A 22,350-nucleotide genomic window follows, 5' to 3' on the forward strand; every position below is an offset into this window, starting at 1 on the left:
TCCCCGCCGCCGCGCCGCAGCAGCGGGCACGGGGGAGGGCTAGGCTAGGCAGGTGACTGAGATCGAGATCGGCCGCGCAAAGCGAGCCCGCCGCGTGTACTCCTTCGACGATGTGGCGATCGTGCCATCCCGGCGAACCCGTGACCCGGAGGATGTCTCCATCACGTGGAAGATCGACGCGTTCACGTTCGACATCCCGCTCATCGCAGCCCCCATGGACTCGGTCATGTCGCCTGAGACGGCAATCGGCTTCGGCAAGCTCGGCGGCCTCGGCGTGCTCGACCTCGAGGGTCTGTGGACACGCTACGACGACCCAGCCCCACTGCTCGCGCAGATCGCGGACCTGCCTGCGAAGCAGGCGACCGCGAAGCTCCAGGAGATCTACCGCGAGCCCGTCAAGGGCACGCTCATCAAGGAGCGCCTGCAGCAGATCCGCGAGGCCGGTGTGCCCGCGGCAGGTGCGCTGTCCCCGCAGCGGACGCAGCAGTTCATGAACGACGTCCTCGAGGCCGGCACCGACCTCTTCGTCATCCGCGGCACGACGGTGTCGGCCGAGCACGTCTCGCACAACCAGGAGCCCCTGAACCTCAAGCAGTTCATCTACGAGCTCGACGTGCCCGTCATCGTCGGCGGGGCCGCCACGTACACGGCTGCCCTGCACCTCATGCGCACGGGCGCCGCCGGCGTGCTCGTCGGCTTCGGCGGGGGAGCCGCGTCGACCACGCGTCGCGTGCTCGGCATCCACGCCCCGATGGCGACGGCCATCGCCGACGTCGCGGGTGCTCGACGCGACTACCTCGACGAGTCGGGTGGACGCTACGTGCACGTCATCGCGGATGGCGGCATCGGCACCTCCGGCGACCTCGTCAAGGCGATCGCCTCCGGCGCCGACGCGGTCATGATCGGCGCGGCCCTCGCCCGTGCGACGGATGCGCCAGGCCGCGGCTGGCACTGGGGTGCCGAGGCACGCCACGAGAAGCTCCCGCGCGGAAACCGCGTGCAGGTCGGGCAGGTGGCACCCATGGCCGAGATCGTCGCGGGCCCCGCCGACAGCGCCGACGGCATCTCGAACCTCACCGGCGCCCTCCGCCACTCGATGGCGACGACCGGCTACTCGGGGCTCAAGGAGTTCCAGCGGGCAGAGATGGTCGTCGCCCCCTACACGCCGACGGCGTAGCCGGAACCGCGGCCGGGCCGGCTGACGGCTCGGTCAAAGGTTGAGCGTTCAGACTTCCCTTACAAGCAGCAACTGAGAACGAGGAGCAGGTTATGGCGAACAGCGTCTCTCGAAGCGACAAGCTCGGCCCACAGGAACGTGCTGCGGCGATCGAGTCCCTCAAGACCAAGAACCTCGACGTGCTCGTCGTCGGCGGCGGCGTCGTCGGAGCGGGTGCCGCCCTCGATGCCGTCACCCGAGGCCTCAGCGTCGGCATGGTCGAGGCGCGCGACTTCGCCTCCGGCACGTCGAGCCGTTCGTCGAAGCTCATCCACGGCGGCATCCGGTACCTCGAGCAGATGAACTTCAGCCTCGTGCGGGAGGCGCTGCTCGAGCGCGGCCTGCTCCTGCAGCGCCTCGCCCCACACCTCGTGAAGCCCATCCGCTTCCTCTACCCGCTGAAGAACCCGCTCGAGCGCTTCTACATCGGCGCAGGCATGCTCATGTACGACCTCTTCGCGAAGACCGGAGAGGTCAAGCCGGGCGTGCCCATGCACCGCCACTACACGCGCAGCCAGGTCGCGAAGATGTCTCCCGGTCTGTCCAAGAACTCGTTCTCGGGCGGGCTCACCTACTACGACGCGGGCGTCGACGACGCGCGGTTCGTCGCGGTCCTCGCCCGCACCGCATCCTTCTACGGCGCCCACGTCGCGCCGCGCGTGCGAGTCGAGGGTTTCCTCAAGGTCGGCCAGCGCGTCGTCGGCGCCCAGGTCGTCGACCTCGAGACCGGCGAGCGCTTCGAGATCCGCGCGAAGCAGGTCGTGAACGCCACCGGAGTCTGGACCGACGACACCAACAAGATGGTCGGCGAGCGTGCCTCGTTCCGAGTCCGCGCCTCCAAGGGCGTCCACCTCGTCGTGCCCCGCGACCGCTTCCAGTCGGCGTCCGGCCTCCTCCTCCGCACGGAGAAGAGCGTCCTGTTCGTCATCCCGAACGGCCGCCACTGGATCATCGGCACGACAGACACCGACTGGAAGCTCGACAAGGCGCACCCCGCCGCGACGGCCGCCGACATCGACTACATCCTGAAGCACGTCAACGAGGTCCTCGCGGTGAAGCTCACTCGAGCCGACGTCGAGGGCGTCTACGCGGGCCTTCGGCCGCTGCTCTCCGGCGAGTCGGATGAGACCTCGAAGCTCTCCCGCGAGCACATGGTGGCGCACTCCGTGCCCGGCCTCGTGCTCATCGCCGGCGGCAAGTACACGACCTACCGCATCATGGCGAAGGACGCGATCGACGCGGCAGCGGATGCGCTCGACGGCAAGATCCCCGCCTCGACCACCAAGGACATCCCGCTGCTCGGCGCCGTCGGCTACAAGGCCGCCTGGAACCGTCGCGGCAAGATCGCCCGCGCCTTCGGACTGCACCGCGTGCGCATCGAGCACCTCCTCAACCGCTACGGAACGCTGACGGACGAGATCCTCGACCTCATCCGCCAGAACCCGAAGCTGGCGGAGCCCATGCCAGGCGCCGACGACTACCTGCAGGCGGAGGTCACGTACGCCGCAACCCACGAGGGTGCCCTGCACCTCGACGACGTGCTCGCACGCCGCACCCGCATCTCCATCGAAGCGTGGGACCGCGGCATCTCCGCAGCTCCGGTCGCCGCGCGCCTCATGGCGGATGCACTCGGCTGGGACGAGGAGCGCACGCAGCGCGAGATCGACACCTACGTCGAGCGAGTGGCCGCCGAGATCGCGAGCCAGGAGCAGCCCGACGACGAGTCCGCCGACCGCATCCGGCTCGAAGCTCCCGACATCGATTCCGTCCTCGGCCACGCCGGTGACAACACGCCGTTCGGAACCGCCCCGGCCCTGCCGATGATCGAGGTTGACGAGACCGCAGACGTCGAGGCCGCGACGGTCAAGGCCGAGTCGAAGGACGCCCAGAAGTCCTGATGTCCGAAGCTGCCCGCGCTCATCCCGCGCCGCCGTCGATGGGTCGAGTGCTCGTTCGCCCCAAGTGGTTGGGCGTGCTTGCCCTCGCGCTCGTCGTCGCGTCGGTCTTCGCGTGGCTCGGGCGCTGGCAGCTGGAATCCGCGTTCCTCTCGCTCGAGCACGGCAGGACCGTCGCCCAGGAGGCGACGCAGCCGCCCGTGGGTCTCGGGGAGCTGGCGCAGCCGCAGGAGCGGGTCGCAGATGCGGCCGTCGGCCGGCAGGTCACGTTCGCCGGCGTCGTGGACGCGCGGGATTTCGATGTCGTCGCCGAACGCCTCCAGGGGGAGCGGCTCGGCTACTGGGTGATCGGGCACGTGGCGGTCACTGACGATGAGGCCGGCGGGTCCGGCGCGGCTGACGAGGCCCCAGGGCTTGCCGTCGCTGTCGGGTGGACGGACGACGAGGGGTCGGCGCGCGACCTCGCGACGAGGCTGCAGTCCGCGGCCGGCGACGGGGAGCTGGCGCTGTCCGGGCGGCTCGAGTACGGGCAGGCACCGCAGGTCAATCGCGGCGACGACGCGCAGGCCCTCACCGCCATGGCGCCCACGCACCTCATCAACCGCTGGGCGGAGCCGGCCGCGCAGAACTACGGCGTCTACGTGAGCCTCGACGAGCCCTCGATGCTGGCCGTCCTCGGCTCAGCTGCTGGTGCCGGTGAGCTCGAGGCCATCACGCCGCAGGCTCTCGAGGCCCCGCAGCTCAACTGGCTGAACATCTTCTACGCCATCGAGTGGGCGCTCTTCGCCGGGTTCGCGATCTTCATGTGGTGGCGACTCGCCCGCGACGAATACGAGAAGGAGCGCCAGGAGGCGGCTGAGGCGCCGAGCGTGCTCGCCGAGCAGCTCAAGCGCGACCGACTGAAGGCCATGCTCGACGAGCGAACGAAGGGCGAGGCCCTTCGCCTAGACTAGAAGCCATGCCTCACGACGCCCTCTTGAACGCCAACCCCGGTTTCCGACGGGCGCTCCGCTTCTACCAGGTGACGGCGTACGTGACCGGCATCCTCCTGCTCCTGCTGTGCATCGAGATGTTCCTCAAGTACGCCTTCCACCTCGAGGTCGAGGCGTTCGGCCCGTTCGGGATCATCGCGCTCGTCCAGGAGGGCACGACGACCGCGCTCAACCTGAGCCTGTGGGTGCTCATCGTGCACGGCTGGTTCTACGTCGTCTACCTCGTCGCCTCCTACGTGCTCTGGCAGCAGATGCGCTGGCCCATCGTCTGGCTCCTCGCCATGGCGGCCGGGGGCGTCGTGCCGTTCCTGTCGTTCGTCACCGAATGGTTCATGTCGCGTCGAGCGAAGCGCGACCTCGTGCTGCGAGAAGAACGGCGGCTCACCGCCGCCGGTGAGGAGCAGAAGCTCCGCGACTTCGAGGCGAGCCTGAGCGAGGCGGAGCGCGAGCAGCTCGAGAGCGACGTGCAGCAGTCACTCGCTGAGCACCAGCGCCGCGCGAACTAGCGCGCCAACTTTCCCAGCCGCACTCTCCGCACCACCCGAAAGGTGTCCATGGCAACCACCGACCCGCAGGCCACAGCTCCGCAGCAGTCGACAGATCAGCGCCCAGTGCTCGTCGTCGACTTCGGCGCGCAGTACGCGCAGCTCATCGCTCGGCGCGTCCGCGAAGCGAGCGTCTACTCCGAGATCGTGCCGCACACCATCTCGGCCGAGGAGGTGGCCGCGAAGAACCCCGTCGGCATCATCCTCTCGGGCGGTCCCTCCAGCGTGTACGCCGAGGCGGCTCCGTCGCTCGACTCGGGCATCCTCGACCTCGGAGTGCCGACACTCGGCATCTGCTACGGCTTCCAGGTCATGGCGACGCAGCTCGGCGGCGAGGTCGCGAAGACCGGTCGTCGCGAGTACGGCTCCACCGCGGTGAAACTCGAGGGTGGCGAGTCGAGCCTGCTCGACGGCCAGCCTGATGAGCAGACCGTGTGGATGAGTCACGGCGACTCGGTCGCCCGCGCGCCAGAGGGCTTCACGGTGCTCGCCACGACGGAGGACACCCCCGTGGCGGCGTTCCAGAACACCGAGCGCGCCCTCTACGGGGTGCAGTGGCACCCCGAGGTGCTGCACTCGGAGCACGGCCAGGCGCTCCTCGAGGGCTTCCTGCACCGGGCCGCTGGCATTCCAAGCGACTGGACCCCCGCATCGGTCATCGACGAGCAGGTCGCGCGCATCCGCGAGCAGATCGGGGACGCCAAGGTCATCTGCGGCCTCTCCGGGGGCGTCGACTCCGCGGTGGCTGCCGCCCTCGTCTACAAGGCCGTCGGCGACCAGCTCACGTGCGTGTTCGTCGACCACGGCCTGCTGCGTCAGGACGAGCGCCGTCAGGTCGAGGAGGACTTCGTCGACGCGATCGGCGTGCGCCTCGTGACGGTGGATGCACGCGAGCAGTTCCTCACGGCTCTCGCCGGCATCACCGATCCGGAGGAGAAGCGCAAGACCATCGGCCGCGAGTTCATCCGCAGCTTCGAGCAGGCCGAGGTCGACCTCATCAAGGAAGCGCAGGAGTCCGGTGAGCGCATCCGCTTCCTCGTCCAGGGAACGCTCTACCCGGACGTCGTCGAGTCAGGCGGCGGCACCGGCACGGCCAATATCAAGAGCCACCACAACGTGGGCGGCCTGCCGGAAGACATGCAGTTCGAGCTCGTCGAGCCGCTCCGGACGCTCTTCAAGGATGAGGTTCGCGCCGTTGGCCGCGAGCTCGGAGTTCCCGAGCCCATCGTCGCTCGCCAGCCGTTCCCCGGGCCGGGGCTCGGCATCCGCATCATCGGCGAGGTCACGCAGGAGCGGCTCGACCTCCTGCGCGAGGCAGACGCGATCGTGCGTCAGGAGCTGACCGCGGCTGGGCTCGACACGGAGATCTGGCAGTGCCCGGTCGTGCTGCTCGCCGACGTCCGCTCCGTGGGCGTGCAGGGTGACGGTCGCACCTACGGGCACCCCATCGTGCTGCGTCCCGTCTCCAGCGAGGACGCCATGACGGCCGACTGGACGCGCCTGCCCTACGATCTGCTCGCCCGCATCTCGAACCGCATCACGAACGAGGTCGACGACGTGAACCGCGTGGTGCTCGATGTCACGTCGAAGCCGCCGGGAACCATCGAGTGGGAGTAGTCCGCGGCGAGGGCTGACACGAGCGGGGATGCACACTGTGCATCCCCGCTCGTGCATTCTGTGCCAGATCAGCTGAAATCTGGGCAAGGTCGCGATGACAGCGTTCCGGAGCTCACCGTACGGCGGCGGTCGGCCCCTGTGCGGGTGCAAAGCACCGGGCAAATGTGCCCGGACATAAATGCCTGGTTGGGGTGATCAAAACCGAGGAGACGAAAGGTTTTCGGTTTCCGCGCCGGGGATTCCGGATTTCCGAATCAAGATTCCCTGGTGCCCGGACGGGAGAAAATGCCTGTTTGGTGCGCGAATCGAGGCTAGTGGCGCTCGTTGGGTGGTGGCATGGTTGAGGGGTTCCCAGATGTGCAACTTCACCTCCCCGCTCAGAGAGTTCGCGACATGGCACCACGTTTCCCAGCCGACCCGCTTCCCCAGGTACCCGCCGACACAGGGCTGATCTCGACGCCCCAGCGCGAGGACACGACCTCGGGCCACCTCGTCGACCATGAGCTGCTGCAGGACGCCGCAGGTCAGCTCATCGAGACCGACCCCGAACACGGCCTCTCCGTCGAGTACCAGGGCCAATGGGCGTCGGTGCGGCCAGGCGAGCGCATCGAGATCGGACGCGACGCGGACATCCGCCTCGACGCGAACCCGTTCCTGCACCGCAAGCTGCTTCGCATCGCCGCGAAGGACGGGCTCTGGTTCGTGTCGAACATCGGGACCCGGATGACGCTCAGCGTCGTCGACGGCTCGGGGCGCGTCCAAGGGCGACTGCTGCCCGGCGCGCACCTCCCGATCGTCTTCGAACGCACGAGCATCCACTTCTCCGCCGGCGAGCGCCACTACGAGGTCAAGGTGCACGCCGCCTCACCGGTGTACATGGATCTGCCGGGCGGACCCGGCTCAGTTCCGGAGACCGCCGGGCGCGAGCAGACGCACATCGCGTTGACCCCCGCACAGCGCCTCCTGCTGCTCGCGCTCTGCGAATCGGTGCTGCTGCGAGGCGAACACGGGCTCGGGGACATCCCCACGAGCGCTCGCGCCGCTGAACGCCTCGGCTGGACCGTCACCGCCTTCAACCGCAAGCTCGACAACGTGTGCGAGAAGCTCGACCGCATCGGCGTGGAGGGCCTCCGCGGCGGTGCTCGCTCGTACGCGACCAACCGGCGCGCGCGCCTCGTGGACTACGCGGTGCGCAACAAGCTCGTCGGCGAAGACGAGCTCTACCTCCTCGACGTCGATCCCGACGCTGGGTTCGACGACCGGACGCTGCCAGCGCGCCGGTAACGCCACGAACCGCACGTCGCATGCAAGAAGGGCCGCTCCTCTCGGAGCGGCCCTTCCTGTGCGCTAGCGGATGTGCCGCGCTAGTTGTTGCCGCGCAGGATGGCCAGCACGCGGATGATCTCCACGTAGATGAACACGACAGTGGAGACGAGGCTGTACGCGCCGATCCAGCCGTACTTGCGGGGAGCGCCACCCTCGACGCCGTTCTTGATGAGCTCGAAGTCCATGACGAGCATGTAGGCGCCCATGAGGACGGCGAAGATGCCGAGGATCACGCCGAGCGGGATGCCGAAGACCTCCATGGAGCGCATGCCCCACGGGCCGGCGGCGCTCTCGAAGCCGAACATCATCATGCCGAAGTTGATGAGCGAGAAGAGCGCGTAGCCGAGCATCGCGACGAGCACGATCTTGGTCATGCGCGGCGAGGTGCGGACCTTGCCGAAGCGGAACAGCACGAGGGTCACGGCGACCACGGAGAACGTCGCGAGGACCGCCTGCATGGCGATGCCAGGGAACATCCCCTCGAGGATCGAGGAGAGGCCACCGACGAGGAGGCCCTCTGCCGCGGCGAACGCGAAGATGAGGCCCGTCTTGGGCTCGCGCTGGAACGCGAGCACGAGCGAGAGCACGAGCGCGCCGATCGCACCGATGATCATGAGCATCGGCACGAACCAGGCGACAGCAGCCGCGACGAGCACGATGCCGAAGAGGCCAGCGGTCTTCGCGATGGTGTCCTCGTAGGACATCCGCTCCATCTGGTCGGGTGTCGCGGGCGGTGCCTGGAACTGGGCGTTCAGCTGGTCGGCGGTGAGCGGCGCGGGAGGCTGCTGCCCGTAGGCCGACGCGGACGGCGTGTTGCCGTAGGAGGGAGCGGTGGGCGCCTGGCCGAACTGTTGGCCGTGCTGCCTGCGTGCCTCCCCGTTGAAGTAGGGGTTGCGTTCTAGCGCGGAATTCGCCATGGCTGTCCGTGAGTCCGTTCTGTCTCGAAGGTCAAGATGCCCGCCAGAGACGGGGTTGCCGGGATTCTAACGAAAGAGTTCGTGAATACGACTTGGAGGTGTGCGCCCTCAGCGGACGGCGGTCCTCGCGTCGCTCGTCGAGCGGGCGTCGCGGCCGGTGCCGAGGAGCAGACGCGGCAGGAGGAGGAACGCGCCGAGCACGATGGAGGCGACGATGATGAAGGCGACCTCGGCGGTGTCGCCGATCATGAGGCGCAGCAGCATCCCGCCGCCGACGGTCACGACCCACACGAAGACGCCGGCCGGGAACGGGCGCCAGGGCTTCCAGCGGAAGAGCGTCACGAGCACCCAGGCGAGAAGCAGGCCCAGGACGAACGGCCAGCCCGTCGTCACGATTCCCGCGAGGGAGAGGCCCTCTGCGTGGCTCATCCGCCCGATGACCGCGAACACCACGACGAGGAGGAGATCGACGATGAGGGGGAGCGCGTAGCCGCCGCCAGCGCGATAGACCGAACGTGTTCGCCGCATGACACCAACCGTACGCCTGGGTCCGGCACACTGCGCGCGTGAACGCGCCAAGCCAGCACAAGTGCCCCATGCTCATCGGCCACCGCGGTGCGCCCGCGTATCGGCCGGAGCACACGGCCGAGGGGTACCTCCTCGCCGTGCGGCAGGGCGCTGATGCGCTCGAGCCGGATGTCGTCCCGACCCGCGACGGCGTGCTGCTCGTCCGCCACGAGCCCATGCTCGGGGCGAGCACCGACATCGCCGCACGCACGACCGAGTTCGGGCCCGCTCGCACCCTGTCGACACCGGACGGGATGCTGACCGACTGGTTCGCGCACGACTTCACCTGGGAGCAGCTCGGGTCGCTGCGGGCACTCGAGCGCATCCCTCGCATCCGCCCCGTCAACGCCGTCTGCGATGGGACGTCAGCGCTGATGCGCCTTCGCGAGCTCGTGCAGCTGGTGGAGCACGAGCGGACCATGGCTGGAGCACGGCCACGCCTGGTGATCGAGCTCAAGCACGCCAGCTGGTTCCGTGGGCTCGGGTTCGATCTGCCGGCGCTGCTCGAACGCGAGCTGGCCGGGCTGTGGGGCTCACCCGCGCTCGAGGGCCTCGTCATCGAGAGCTTCGAGGGCGAGGTGCTGCGCGACGTTCGACGGCGGGGGGTCGCGGCCGACGCATCGTTGGTCTACCTGCTCGAGAGCGAGGGTGTGCCGCATGATCGGCTCGCCAGGGACGGCGCCCACGCGCAGAGCTACGCGAGCGACCTGACGAGTCCAGGGCTGGATGCGGTTGCGGAGTGGGCGGACGGCATCAGCCCCAGCCACCTGCTGCTCGGGGTGCGCGACGAGGACAGCGCGGCGCATCCACAGGCTGGCCGGAGGCTGGTCGAGCGCGCCCACGCCCGCGGCCTCGAGGTGTACACGTGGACCCTGCGACCTGAGGACGTGTTCTTGCCGCAGGCTCTCGCGGGTCGCCCCGAGACGTACTGGCGGGGCATCCTGCGCACGGGTGTCGACGGCGTCTTCGCGGATGCGCCCGACCGCGTTCGCGCGCTCATCGATGCGCAGACGCCGCGCGCGTAGCGCTCACACCAGCGCCCGCGCGCACGGCATCCTCCCCTCCCCGCCTCTCCTCACCCGGACGAAACGTGCGAGAGATGCAGGTCCCCGAGGCCGGGAGCCTGCATCTCCCGCACTTCTCTGGCCGAGCGAGGGGCGAGTCGGGCGCTGACTGCGCCTAGGAGGCCTTCGCGGAGACGCGGTCGAGCGTGCGCAGCTCGTCGTCCGTGAGCGCGAGCGTGAACGCGTCCGTGATGAGCGGCAGCTGCTCAGCGGTGCGCGCGCTGGCGATCGGGGAGACGACGCCGGGCTGAGCCGCGAGCCAGGCGAGCGCGACCGTTCCCGGCTGGGTGCCGTGAGCCTGCGCGATGTCCGCAACCGCATCCACGATCGCGTAGCCGCGGTCGGTGCGGTACTGCTCCACGGAGCTCGCACGGGCCGAGTCGACCTCGACGTCCTTGCGGTACTTCCCGGTCAGGAAGCCGTGCGCGAGCGCGAAGTACGGGACGACCCCGAGGCCGGCCTCGCGGGCCAGGGGCAGGAGCTCGCCCTCGATGTCACGCTCGAGGAGGTTGTACTCGGGCTGCAGGGCCGCGGGCTGGTGCAGCTGGCTGCTCTCGACGGCGGAGAGCCATTCGCGCAGGCGCGCCGGGGAGTAGTTCGAGACGCCGATGGCCGCGATCTTGCCGGCATCGACGAGTTCGGAGAAGACCCCGGCCGTCTCGGCGACGGGCGTCTCCGGGTCGTCTCGGTGCGCGTAGTAGAGGTCGATCTGCTCCACGCCGAGGCGCTTGAGGCTGTCGTCGACCGCGGCGCGCACGTTGTCGGCGCTGAGCCCGGGCCTCTTGTCGTACTGCGCGACCTTGGTCGCGATGACCAGATCCTCCGGGCGGCCGCGCGAACGCAGCCACTCGCCGATGATCGTCTCGGACTCGGCCCCGGAGTTGCCGGGGATCCAGGCTGAATAGACGTCGGCGGTATCGATGAAGTTGCCACCCGCCTCGACGTAGCCGTCGAGGATCGCGAACGACGCGTCGCGGTCGGCGGTCCAGCCGAACACGTTGCCACCGAGCGCGACGGGGGAGACGGAGAGCGTGCCGCCGAGCGCGCGGCGGGCGGGGGAGAGCTGCGTGGTCAAGGTGATTCCCTTCCGCGGCCCACGCGATGTCGGTGGCCGCACCTACAATCAACGAGTCATGACGCTACTGCCACCAGTCTTCGATCCCTCTGAAAACGACCTCCTCGACGGACTCAATCCGCAACAGAAGGAAGCCGTCACCTACCGCGGCCCCGCGCTGCTCATCGTGGCGGGTGCGGGCTCCGGCAAGACGCGAGTGCTCACCCACCGCATCGCGGGCCTCATCGCCTCCCGTGAGGCGTGGCCGAGCCAGATCCTCGCGATCACCTTCACCAACAAGGCCGCCGCCGAGATGCGCGAGCGCATCCAGCACATCGTGGGCGGTGCTGCGGATGGCATGTGGATCTCGACCTTCCACTCGGCCTGCGTGCGCATCCTGCGCCGTGAGGCAGACAAGTTCGGCTTCACCACGAGCTTCACCATCTACGACTCCGCCGACTCGAAGGCGCTCATCAAGCGCATCGTGAAGTCGCTCGAGGCGGACGTGCTCGGCTTCACGGTCTCGAGCGTCCAGTCGCGCATCTCGAAGCTCAAGAACGAGCTCACCGATGTCGACGGGTTCGCCCGCCAGGCCAACATGAGCGACCCCCGCGACGCGATGTTCCTCGACATCTACCGGCAGTACACGCAGTCGCTGCGCCGCGCGAACGCGTTCGACTTCGACGACCTCATCTCGCAGACGGTGTGGATGCTGCGCGCCTTCCCCGACATCGCGGCGCAGTACCAGCGACGGTTCCGCCACGTGCTCGTCGACGAGTACCAGGACACGAACCACGCCCAGTACTCGCTCATCCGGGAGCTCACGAGGCCCGTCGAGCCGCAGCACGTGCCGCCCGACACCCGAATGGAGCTCGACGAGCGCGGCGGCATCCCCGGCGCGTCGCTCACGGTCGTCGGCGACTCCGATCAGTCGATCTACGCCTTCCGCGGTGCCGACATCCGCAACATCAGCGAGTTCGAGCGCGACTTCTCGAACGCCAAGGTCGTGCTGCTCGAGCAGAACTACCGCTCGACGCAGAACATCCTCTCGGCAGCCAACGCCGTCATCCGCAACAACTTCGACCGCGTCGACAAGAAGCTCTGGTCCGACGGCGGCGAGGGCGCGAAGATCGTCGGCTTCACCGGGTTCTCGGCGCACGACGAGGCGCAGTTCGTGGCCGACGAGATCCACAAGCTCCGCGACGCCGGCCAGAGCTACAACGACATGGCCGTCTTCTACCGCACCAACGCGCAGACGCGTGCGCTGGAGGAGATCTTCATCCGCTCCGCCGTGCCGTACCGCCTCGTGGGCGGCACGAAGTTCTACGAGCGCGCTGAGATCAAAGACCTCATCGCCTACCTGACCGCCCTCGTCAACCCGGCCGACGAGATGTCGACGAGACGCATCCTCAACTCCCCGAAGCGCTCGATCGGCCCGGCCACGGAGACGGCGATCTGGGACTTCGCGAACAAGTACGGCATCACGTTCCGAGACGCCATGCGACGTGCTGGCGAGCTCGGGCTCGGCCCCAAGGTCACTGGCGCGATCGCTCAGCTCGCGAAGCTGCTCGACGACGCGACGGCCGGCCTCGACATCGACTCGCCGACCGGCCGCAAGACGGTCAGCCAGACGCTCAAGACCATCGTCAAGGGCACGGGGTACCTCGAGAAGCTGCTCCAGACCGGCAACCCGCAGGACGAGGCGCGCGCCGAGAACGTCGAGGAGCTCATCTCCGTCGCGGCCGAGTTCGACAAGAACAACGCTGGCGGCTCGGTCATCGACTTCCTCACCGACGTCGCGCTCGTCGCAGCCGCAGACGACCTCATCGACGAGTCCGGCGCGGTCGTGCTCATGACGCTCCACACCGCGAAGGGGCTCGAGTACGACTCGGTCTTCATCACGGGCGTCGAGGAGGAGCTGCTGCCGCACCGCATCGCGGCCGATGAGCCGGGCGGGCCAGCGGAAGAGCGGCGCCTGTTCTACGTCGGCATCACGCGCGCCCGCAAGCGCCTCCACCTCTCGCTGGCCATGATGCGCTCGCAGTTCGGCGAGACCGCGGCGTCGCTCCCGAGCCGCTACCTGCAGGAGATTCCCGAGGAGCTCATCGAGTGGCGGGTCTCACCCGGTGCCGCGGGCGGCCGCGGCGGCTACGAGCAGCGATCTGTCGCCTCAGCACGCAAGCCGCTCGGCAGCGAAGGCTATGGAACGGCCGGTGGCTACGGCAGGAGCTCCTCAGATGCGGGCAGCGCTGGCTTCTCCAGCGCCGTCCGCTTCCGAGACTCCGACGCGGGCCGAGAGACGGCCCCCAAGGCCAAGCCGAAGCAGAAGTGGATCAACGAGGTCACGGGGCAGATGCGCGACAACAGCGGCATGGAGCTCGTCGCCGGCGATCGGATCTCCCACGTCGACTTCGGTGAGGGCACGGTGCGTGCGATCCTCGGCAGCGAGGCGAAACGCATCGCGGAGGTCGACTTCGACAGCGCCGGGCGCAAGAAGTTGCTCGTGAAACTCGCACCGATCGAGAAGCTGACCAACTGAGGCGCGTGCTGGCACTAGGCTGGACGACGGACGTGTTTAGCCGGGCGGCGGGCACACACTGCCTGCCGGCGATGCGGTCCGCTCTGCAAATTCTGAAGGCTCGAGCGCGAGAATCCGAAGGCTCGGGCGAACGAACGCGACGACGCGTCGCGGATGGGATGAAACGTGGATCTCTTTGAGTACCAGGCGCGAGATGTATTCGACGCCCACGGTGTTCCAGTTCTCCAGGGACTCGTGGCCTACACGCCCGAGGAGGCGAAGGCCGCAGCCGAGAAGATCGGTGGCGTGACCGTCGTCAAGGCACAGGTCAAGGTCGGCGGCCGAGGCAAGGCCGGCGGCGTCAAGCTCGCGAAGACCCCAGATGAGGCGTTCACCGCTGCGGAGGCCATCCTCGGCCTCGACATCAAGGGCCACGTCGTCGAGAAGGTCATGATCGCGCAGGGCGCGGACATCGACCAGGAGTTCTACTTCTCCGTGCTCCTCGACCGTGCCAACCGCTCGTACCTCGCCATGGCGAGCGTCGAAGGCGGCATGGAGATCGAGCAGCTCGCCGTCGAGAAGCCCGAGGCGCTCGCACGCATCGCCGTCGACCCCATCCGTGGCATCGACGCAGCCAAGGCGGAAGAGATCGCGCGCGCCGCGAACTTCCCGGAGGAGCTCGTCGCGAAGGTCGCCGACGTCTTCGTCAAGCTCTACGAGGTGTACAACCAGGAAGACGCGACGCTCGTCGAGGTCAACCCGCTGGTGCTCACCAAGGGTGGCGACATCGTCGCACTCGACGGCAAGGTCACGATCGACGAGAACGCCGAGTTCCGTCACGCAGACCACGTCGCGCTCGCCGAGGCAGCAGGCGGACTCGACCCGCTCGAGGTCAAGGCCAAGGCCCACGACCTCAACTACGTGAAGCTCGACGGATCCGTCGGCATCATCGGCAACGGCGCAGGCCTTGTCATGTCGACGCTCGACGTCGTCGCCGGCGCCGGCGAGAAGCACGGCGGACAGAAGCCCGCCAACTTCCTCGACATCGGAGGCGGAGCATCCGCTGAGGTCATGGCCGCCGGTCTCGACGTCATCCTCGGCGACGAGCAGGTCAAGTCGGTCTTCGTGAACGTCTTCGGCGGCATCACGTCGTGCGACGCCGTCGCCAACGGCATCGTGGGCGCCCTCAACACGCTCGGCGACGCGGCCACCAAGCAGATCGTCGTCCGCATCGACGGCAACAACGTCGAGGAGGGCCGTCGCATCCTCGCCGAGGCGAACCACTCCCTCGTGACCGTCGTCGCCACCATGGACGAGGCAGCCGACAAGGCCGCCGAACTCGCCGCCCGCGCCTGAGTCGCCAGAAGAAAAGCAGAGAAGGAACAACAATGTCGATCTTCCTCGACGAGAACTCCAAGATCATCGTTCAGGGCATCACCGGCTCGGAGGGCTCCAAGCACGCCACGCGCATGCTCGAAGCCGGCTCCAACATCGTCGGCGGCACCAACCCTCGCAAGGCCGGGCAGACGCTCGAGCTCGCGGGCAAGGAACTCCCCATCTTCGGCACCGTGAAGGAGGCCATCGAGGCCACCGGCGCCAACGTCACCGTCATCTTCGTGCCGCCGGCCTTCGCCAAGGACGCCATCATCGAAGCCATCGACGCGGAGATCCCGCTGGCCGTCGCCATCACCGAGGGCATCCCGGTCAAGGACTCCTCCGAGGCGTGGTCGCACGCGCAGAGCGTCGGCAAGACCCGCCTCATCGGCCCGAACTGCCCCGGCATCATCTCGCCGGAGAAGTCGCTCGCCGGCATCACGCCCGCGAACATCACAGGTGCTGGCCCCATCGGCCTCGTCTCGAAGTCGGGCACGCTCACCTACCAGATGATGTACGAGCTCCGCGACCTCGGCATCTCGACCGCCATCGGCATCGGCGGCGACCCGGTCATCGGCACGACGCACATCGACGCGCTCGAGGCGTTCGAGGCTGACCCCGAGACCAAGGCGATCGTCATGATCGGCGAGATCGGCGGCGACGCCGAAGAGCGTGCGGCCGAGTACATCAAGGCACACGTGACCAAGCCCGTCGTCGGCTACGTCGCAGGCTTCACGGCCCCCGAGGGCAAGACCATGGGCCACGCAGGCGCCATCGTCACCGGCTCCGCGGGCACCGCTCAGGCGAAGAAGGAGGCCCTCGAGGCCGCCGGCGTTCGCGTGGGCACGACACCCACCGAGACGGCCAACCTCCTCCGCGAGGTCTACGCAGCGCTCTAGCGAGCGAGCGGCCGGGCGCCGCCAGGCGCCCCGCAACCAGCGCAGAGCGGCAGCTCTGCACACGACGAAGTGGGCTGCAGCCACACGTGGAAACACGGGCTGCAGCCCATTCGTCTCACCGCGAGTCGACGCCCCCGCGTCGCGTCGCGCGCGTGAACGTCCGCCGGAATCACGCCGTCGGGTCAGGACTCGAGACAGGATGCACGTGCCACGACCAGAGTCGGCCCCCGCACGACCGCATGGTCACACCGGCGCGCATCCGGGCGGGCAGTCCGGGACGCGCCCAGGCCCCGCGCCCGCTGGGCGCCCGGCCGGACCCGCCGGAGTCGCCGGAGTCGCCGGAGGGCATCGTGGCGACGGGTCGACTGGCCGCCCCGGCGGCCACCCGGGCGCCGCATCCGTCCCGCTCGACCCGCGGGTCGTCGCGGCGACCCCGAGGTCCCGCATCGCCGGGCCGCTGGCGCTCGGCTGGCTGCAGGCCCTCGCGCTCGCCTTCACGCTGCTGCTCGTCGGGGGAGTGCTCGACGGTGTCCTGAACCACGAGTCCCCGAGCCGCGGCACCGTCGCGCTGCTCGTGGTCCTGGTCCTCATCGCCTCCGCCGTGACGGCGGCCTCGACGATGCTCGTCCAGCGCAGCAAGAGCGCAACCGAACGCGCGCTCCGCCGCCTCCTCGTCGGCCAGTTCTTCACCATCGGGCCCCTCGCGCTCGGTCGGGAGCGCACAGGCTCGCTCGTCAGCCGCGCCACCGCATCCGTCGAACGCGCGGCCGCCTACCGCGCCGGCTTCCTCGGCCCCATCATCGCGTCCCTCACGACGCCACTCCTCGTCCTCGCGGTCATCGCCACCGCGATCGACCCGGTCACGGCCGGGCTGCTCCTCCTGCTCGTTCCGCTCATCCCGCTCATCATCGTCGGGGTGCAGCGCGCGTTCCGCTCCTCGACCGGCGCCTATCGGCGCAGCGCGGGGCAGCTCTCCGCGGCGTTCCTGAGCGCCATCCAGGGCCTCACCACGCTCACGCTCAACCGCGCCGCGACGCGCACGGGGGACGAGCTCCGGGTCCGCGGCGAGCAGAACCGGCGCAACGTCATGCGGCTGCTCGCTGGCAACCAGGTGCTGATCCTGGCCGTCGACGCCGTGTTCTCGCTCGCCATGATCACGGGCGCCGCCGCGCTCGCCGTGTGGCGCCTCGGCGACGGCGCGATCACGCCTGGGCAGGCAGTCGCGATCGTGCTGCTGTCGACCTTGCTGACGGGCCCGGTCGACATCGTCGGCCAGTTCTTCTACATCGGCATGACCGGACGAGGCGCGGAGCGCGAGCTGAGCGCGGCCATCGCGGCGCGGCCGAGCCGAGACGCAGGCGGCCAAGCGACGGATGCAGCCGCGACCGCAGCTGTGCACGCCGCCCTGGAACTCCGGGGCGTCACCGCAGGCTACGACCGGGCGCCGAACATCCTCAGCGACTACTCGCTCCGCGTCGAGGCCGGTGAGCGGGTCGTCATCACCGGGCCGAGCGGTTCGGGCAAGTCGACGCTGCTGACCCTCGCCCAGGGGTTGCTCGCGCCTCGCGAAGGGACAGTGCTCATCGGGGGAGCGCTCGCAGGAAGCGCAGACGCGCGAGCCGAACTCGCCGTCGTCGAGCAGAGCACGTTCCTCTTCACGGGCTCCGTCGCAGAGAACCTGCGGGTCGCGAAGCCGGACGCAAGCGACGACGAGCTGTGGGCCGCACTCGACGCGGCCGAGCTGCGCGACGACCTCGAGCGTGCGCCGGACGGCCTCGCGACGCAGGTCGGCGAGAGCGGACTCGCCATCTCGGGGGGCCAAGCGCAGCGTGTCGCAATCGCGCGGGCGTTCCTCCGCGATGCGAGTGTGCTGCTGCTGGACGAGCCGACGGCGCAGGTCGACCTGCGCTCCGAGCGCCTCATCACACGTGCCCTCGCACGGCTGGCCGAGGGGCGGACCGTGGTCATGGTCTCTCACCGGCCGACGAGCATCCTGGCCGCCGACCGCGTCATCAGCCTCGGCGCCGCCCGCTCCGAGCGCCACGAACCTGCCAGCGGGCCCTCGCACTCCCGCGGGGTTGCGGATGAACCCTCGGCTCCCGGGCAGCACGGCTCCAAGACCGCCAGCGGAACGGGGGAGCACCGATGAGCACCGTGACCACTCCAGCGGCGCAGCAGCGCGAGCCGGCGCGGCCGAGCCGGCCCCAGCTGGTCGCCTGGCTCCTGCGCCAGACGGCGCCGCTGCTGTGGCCGCTCGCCCTGGCGACCGTGCTGCGAGTCGTCGGCCAGCTGGCAGGCATTGCGATCCTCGTCGTCGCGGTGCTCGGGGTCTCCGGACAGCTCTCGCTCTCCGCCACGGTCGTGACGATGGTCGTCCTCGCGCTGGCGAAGGCGGTGCTGCGGTACCTCGAGCAGTTCAGCGGGCATTTCGTCGCGTTCGCGGCGCTCGCTCGACTCCGCGACCTCTTCTACGCACGCCTCGCGCCGCAGGCTCCCGCGGCCACAGAGGGGGCGGGCAGTGGCGAGCTGAGCGAGCGCGCCACCCGCGACATCGACCGCGTCGAGGTCTTCTTCGCGCACACGGCGCCGCCGGCTCTCTCTGCGGTGCTGGTGCCCGCCATCGCGCTCGCCTGGCTCGGCGGTACGCAGGACGCGATCCTGGCATCTGCCATCGCGCCATTCGTCATCTTCGTCGTGCTGGTCGTCCCAGCGCTCGGCGGCGGGGCGAGCTGGCGGGCATCGCGAGACGCGGTCGCGGCGAAGGGAGCCGTCGCGCAGCACGTCAGCGACTCGGTGCAAGGGGTCCGCGAGGTGCTCGCCTTCGAGCACACGGCAGCACGCCTCGACGACATGGACGCGCGGAGCGAGTCCGGCGCTCGCTCATCGCTGCTCGCTGCCCGGATCTCCGCGGTCCGAGGTGCGCTCGTCCTGCTGCTCCAGTGGGGGTCCGTGCTAGCGGCACTCCTCGTCGGGAGCGCGGGCGTTGCTGCCGGTGAGCTGATCTGGTCCCAGCTGCTCGTCGCCCTCGCCGTCGCCATCGGCCTCTTCGTGCCGACCCGCGCCGTGGAGAGCTTCGTGACCGACCTCAACGCGTCGTTCGCAAGCGCCGCGCGCCTCTACGAGGTCATCGAGCGGCCGCCGATCGTGACGGATGCACTCGCGCAGCCCGGTGGAGCCGGCCAGGCCGATTCCGCTCGGCAGGAGCACCGCGAGCATCCCGTGGCGCTCGCCTTCGATGGAGTCACGTTCGCGTATCCGGAGGGAGTCGGCTCGAATTCGGAAGCCCACGCCGCCCCCAGTCGGGTCGTCCTCGACGATGTCACCTTCGACCTGCGCACCGGGGAGCACCTGACCGTCGTCGGCCCCTCCGGAAGCGGCAAGTCGACCATCGCCTCCCTCGCCCTCCGGTTCTGGGACCCACTCGGAGGGGTGGTCTCACTTCGACGCGGCGCCGGGCCCGAGCCGCTGCAGCGCATCCCGCTCGACGAGCTTCGAACCCGGACGGCCCTCGTCCCCCAGCGCCCCTACCTGAGCGACGGCACGGTCGGCCAGAATGTGGCGCTCGCGAGGCCCGACGCGAGCGACGAGGAGATCCTCGCCGCACTGCGCGTCGCAGCGCTCGACGAGTGGGTCATGCAGCAGCCGAAGGGACTGGACACCCCGGTCCGGGAACGCGGCGGAGGGCTCTCCGGCGGACAACGCCAGCGCGTCGCGATCGCGCGAGCCGTGCTGGCCGACCCGGAGCTCCTGGTGCTCGACGAGGCGACCAGCGCGCTCGACGCGGCAACCGAGCAGACCGTTCGCGAGCGCCTCGCCGAGTGGGCCGCCGGACGCAGCATCCTCGAGATCAGCCACCGCATCGACACGCTCGGCGACACCGACCGCGTGCTGGTCCTCGACGCCGGGCGCATCGTCGAGGTCGGGTCACCCGAGCGGCTTCGCCACGCGGGCGGCCCCTTCCAGCAGCTCCTCGAGCGCTGATCAGCCGCGCCGCATCGACGTCTGCACGCCGTGTGCGCGCTGCCCGTCTGCACGGCGAGCCGCCGATCCGCGCGTGCGCCCAGCGGGTCACCGGTTGTCCTGGCCAACATCAGTGCAGCATCGCAGCGATCGCGGCTTGAGCGGCCGATTCTGGCTGATATCGCACTGATGTTGGTCAGCCGTTCGCGGAATCGCCGCCGCGAGCGTGGCCAGGCCGCGTGATGACTGGCGTCGGAGAGATGCCTCCGCTCGTCCGCGGGCGGAACGATCCCGGACGTTGGTCAGGCCGAGGCTGGCGCTCGGTCCGGATCCGAGTCCGGCGCTGCGGCCGAAGCGGAGCCGAGGGTGGCCTCGCCAGCGTGCTCGCGCAGCTCGAGGTCGATGAACGCGCCGATCATGGCTCGGTAGGTGGCCTCGACGACGTCAGGTGATGCGTCGGCCGACTCGGCAAGCCCGCGCACCTTGGAGATGACCTGGTCCACACGCGCCGGAGCGCGCACGGCACCCTGGTCCTGCCCTCGTTTCGCGACGGCTGCACGCTCCACCCAGCGCTGCCGCTGGCCGATGAGGGCAACGATCTGCGCGTCGAGGGCGTCGATCGCGGCGCGGATGCCGGTCATGTCGTGCGGGCCTGTTGATCCAGTCATTCCGGCAGGTTAGCGGCTATCGTCGGGGTGCTATGCCTCGCCCGATCACGTACTTGTACTCGGCCGTCGACGCGCTTGTCGCGGCCGCGGTCGGCCTCGGCGTCCCGCTGATCGCGGTCGTCGCGGTGCAGTTGGCGACGGCTGGCTTCGGCAGTGATTTCCTCGCCGGGTTCCAGTACGCGGCCGCCATCTGGGCGCTGTCCCTCGGCGGCTTCGTGAACGCCGCGATCGACCCGAGCTCAGGCCTCCTGCCTGCTGGCAGCGAGGCGATGGCCTTCACGGTGCGGGTCATGCCGCTTGGCCTGACGCTCGTCACCGTGTGGCTGGCTCGCGTGACGGGCGTGCGCATCCGTGCCGGTTCCGACATGGTCTGGCCTGGCCTCCTCTTCACGACGGCGGTCTTCTCCGCCTGTGCCGCCGGCGTCTCGGTCGCCGCGACCGGTCGTGGTATCGATATCGGCGTCTGGCAGACCACGATCGTCGGCGCCGTCATCTTCCTTGCCTCCGCGTTCATCGGAGCCAGGGCATGGCAGGTCGCCCCCATCGAAGCCGCCGTCTCGAGCCTCGAAGCGCGCGGCCACGCGCTGCTCACGCAGGGGCTCCGGGCCGCCGGCATCATGATCACCGGCGTGCTGGGAGCTGGTGCAGTGCTGCTCGTCCTCGCCGTTGTGGTTGGCCTCGCGAGCATCCTGGCCCTGTTCCAGTCGCTGCCGCTCGACGTGACCAGCGCGATCGTCGTGGGCCTCAGCCAGCTCGTGATCGCCGTCAACGGCGTCGTCTGGTCGGCTGCGTGGATGCTCGGCACCGGCTTCGCGCTCGGCACCGGTTCGAGCGTCACCCCGACCGAGACCCTGGTCGGCCCGATGCCGGTCGTGCCGCTCCTCGGCGCGATCCCAGCCTCGCCGCCGCTGCTCGCCATCTCCGTCATCGCGGTACCCGTGCTGGTCGGCCTCGCGGCGATGGTGGGCGTACGGATGCACGCGCCAGCTGGCGCCGCCCGCGGGGTGTGGTCGCGCATCTCGGTCGCGCTGGTCGCCGCCGGTGTCGCCGCTGTCGCTATCGGGGTCCTGGCACTCGCCGCGGGGGGCTCCGTCGGCCCCGGGCGGCTGGCCGATGTCGGACCCTTCCCTCTGCTCACCGGCGCGAGTGCGTTCGGGACCCTGGTGCTCGGAGCGCTGGTCGGCGCGCTCGTGCCGCTCTCTGCCGAGGAGCTCGACGACGATGCGGAAGAGTCCGACCGCCGCCGCGATGCGCGGGAGGACGACGAGCCGGCGGACGCGACATCGACGGCGAAGGCGAAGGCAAAGACGAAGGCAGGGTCAAGCACGGCGAGTTCGCGCGCCGGTGCGAACGCCGCGAAGCGAGATGCGCCTGCAGGCGCTTCGACTGCACCGGCTTCGTCCGGGAAGGACCCAAGCGCCGCGGCCAAGGCGTCTGCCGTGAAGCGTCGCGCGTCCAGAGACAGCGCCGACGAGCGCCCCTGGGTGGCTGACGCCGTCTCGAAGCGCTTCGAGGACCCGGGTGAGAGCGAGAAGAAGCCCGGGAGCGCGCTCGAGGTGCGGGCCGACGACCCGCCGGCGGAACGCCAGACGTCGGAGATCCGCCGCGCCAAGCGGCTCAAGGTCGAGAACCCGCGCTACGACGACGAGCCAGACATCTACGCCGATATCGACATCGACGACTGACGATGCCGCGACCTGCGACGTCTCTCGAGATGACGGGAATCGCCACTCGACTA

The 22,350-nt window shown here is 69.5% G+C and carries 17 protein-coding genes; 13 read left to right on the top strand and 4 right to left on the bottom strand.

Going from position 1 to position 22,350, the window contains the following annotated elements; genetic code table 11:
- Positions 1-52: 52 nt before the first annotated feature.
- The 6 genes from F8O03_RS03235 (at position 53) to F8O03_RS03260 (ending at position 7,549) form a co-directional block, all read left to right on the top strand.
- Entirely contained in the window at positions 53-1,177 is a 1,125-nt protein-coding gene (locus F8O03_RS03235) for a GuaB3 family IMP dehydrogenase-related protein (protein WP_104254001.1), read from the top strand.
- A gap of 92 nt (positions 1,178-1,269) precedes the next feature.
- The gene (locus tag F8O03_RS03240; protein ID WP_151422331.1) at positions 1,270-3,114 is read left to right on the top strand and encodes a glycerol-3-phosphate dehydrogenase/oxidase; all 1,845 of its coding nucleotides are present in this window, start codon (positions 1,270-1,272) and stop codon (positions 3,112-3,114) included.
- Positions 3,114-4,064, top strand: coding sequence for an SURF1 family protein (locus tag F8O03_RS03245; RefSeq protein ID WP_151422332.1), 951 nt, complete (start codon positions 3,114-3,116; stop codon positions 4,062-4,064). Before F8O03_RS03240 ends, F8O03_RS03245 begins: the two co-directional genes overlap by 1 nt.
- A gap of 5 nt (positions 4,065-4,069) precedes the next feature.
- On the top strand, positions 4,070-4,609 hold the full coding sequence (locus tag F8O03_RS03250; RefSeq protein WP_151422333.1) for a DUF3817 domain-containing protein: 540 nt from the start codon (positions 4,070-4,072) through the stop codon (positions 4,607-4,609).
- A gap of 48 nt (positions 4,610-4,657) precedes the next feature.
- Positions 4,658-6,265: a glutamine-hydrolyzing GMP synthase gene (guaA, locus tag F8O03_RS03255; protein WP_151422334.1), complete on the top strand. Its 1,608-nt coding sequence runs from the start codon at positions 4,658-4,660 to the stop codon at positions 6,263-6,265.
- Between the two features lie 393 nt (positions 6,266-6,658).
- Positions 6,659-7,549 carry a hypothetical protein gene (locus F8O03_RS03260; protein ID WP_244295874.1) on the top strand — a complete coding sequence of 297 codons (891 nt, stop codon included), beginning with the start codon at positions 6,659-6,661 and terminating at the stop codon, positions 7,547-7,549.
- An 80-nt stretch (positions 7,550-7,629) separates the two neighbouring features.
- Here F8O03_RS03260 and F8O03_RS03265 read toward each other — a convergent pair whose 3' ends face one another.
- Both F8O03_RS03265 and F8O03_RS03270 read right to left on the bottom strand, forming a co-directional pair.
- Positions 7,630-8,508 (bottom strand): Bax inhibitor-1/YccA family protein, encoded by an 879-nt coding sequence (locus tag F8O03_RS03265; protein ID WP_151422335.1) that lies wholly within the window; start codon positions 8,506-8,508, stop codon positions 7,630-7,632.
- A 108-nt stretch (positions 8,509-8,616) separates the two neighbouring features.
- Complete coding sequence (locus F8O03_RS03270; protein WP_151422336.1) at positions 8,617-9,036, bottom strand: DUF3054 domain-containing protein; 420 nt, start codon at positions 9,034-9,036, stop codon at positions 8,617-8,619.
- 38 nt (positions 9,037-9,074) lie between these two features.
- Between F8O03_RS03270 and F8O03_RS03275 the strand changes: the two genes are divergently transcribed.
- On the top strand, positions 9,075-10,100 hold the full coding sequence (locus F8O03_RS03275; protein ID WP_151422337.1) for a glycerophosphodiester phosphodiesterase family protein: 1,026 nt from the start codon (positions 9,075-9,077) through the stop codon (positions 10,098-10,100).
- A gap of 154 nt (positions 10,101-10,254) precedes the next feature.
- Here the strand turns inward: F8O03_RS03275 and F8O03_RS03280 are convergent, their stop codons facing one another.
- A complete protein-coding gene (locus F8O03_RS03280) occupies positions 10,255-11,214 on the bottom strand; it encodes an aldo/keto reductase (protein WP_151422338.1) in 960 nt (319 codons plus the stop codon).
- 58 nt (positions 11,215-11,272) lie between these two features.
- Between F8O03_RS03280 and F8O03_RS03285 the strand changes: the two genes are divergently transcribed.
- From F8O03_RS03285 to F8O03_RS03305, 5 genes are all read left to right on the top strand, one after another.
- Entirely contained in the window at positions 11,273-13,732 is a 2,460-nt protein-coding gene (locus F8O03_RS03285) for an ATP-dependent helicase (RefSeq protein WP_151422339.1), read from the top strand.
- A gap of 165 nt (positions 13,733-13,897) precedes the next feature.
- Positions 13,898-15,067, top strand: a complete 1,170-nt coding sequence (gene sucC, locus F8O03_RS03290) for an ADP-forming succinate--CoA ligase subunit beta (protein ID WP_151422340.1) — start codon at positions 13,898-13,900, stop codon at positions 15,065-15,067.
- A gap of 32 nt (positions 15,068-15,099) precedes the next feature.
- A complete protein-coding gene (gene sucD / locus F8O03_RS03295) occupies positions 15,100-15,984 on the top strand; it encodes a succinate--CoA ligase subunit alpha (protein ID WP_104253990.1) in 885 nt (294 codons plus the stop codon).
- A 205-nt stretch (positions 15,985-16,189) separates the two neighbouring features.
- Positions 16,190-18,133 (top strand): ABC transporter ATP-binding protein/permease, encoded by a 1,944-nt coding sequence (locus tag F8O03_RS03300; RefSeq protein ID WP_167516451.1) that lies wholly within the window; start codon positions 16,190-16,192, stop codon positions 18,131-18,133.
- Positions 18,130-19,965: an ABC transporter ATP-binding protein gene (locus tag F8O03_RS03305; protein WP_151422344.1), complete on the top strand. Its 1,836-nt coding sequence runs from the start codon at positions 18,130-18,132 to the stop codon at positions 19,963-19,965. The genes F8O03_RS03300 and F8O03_RS03305 overlap by 4 nt, the downstream gene beginning before the upstream one ends.
- Before the next feature lie 281 nt (positions 19,966-20,246).
- Here F8O03_RS03305 and F8O03_RS03310 read toward each other — a convergent pair whose 3' ends face one another.
- The gene (locus F8O03_RS03310) at positions 20,247-20,612 is read right to left on the bottom strand and encodes a chorismate mutase (RefSeq protein ID WP_151422346.1); all 366 of its coding nucleotides are present in this window, start codon (positions 20,610-20,612) and stop codon (positions 20,247-20,249) included.
- Positions 20,613-20,644: 32 nt separating this feature from the next.
- Between F8O03_RS03310 and F8O03_RS03315 the strand changes: the two genes are divergently transcribed.
- Positions 20,645-22,297, top strand: coding sequence for a cell division protein PerM (locus tag F8O03_RS03315; RefSeq protein WP_151422347.1), 1,653 nt, complete (start codon positions 20,645-20,647; stop codon positions 22,295-22,297).
- The last annotated feature ends 53 nt before the right edge of the window (positions 22,298-22,350 follow it).

The organism is Pseudoclavibacter terrae (assembly GCF_008831075.1).
Lineage (GTDB): Bacteria > Actinomycetota > Actinomycetes > Actinomycetales > Microbacteriaceae > Pseudoclavibacter > Pseudoclavibacter terrae.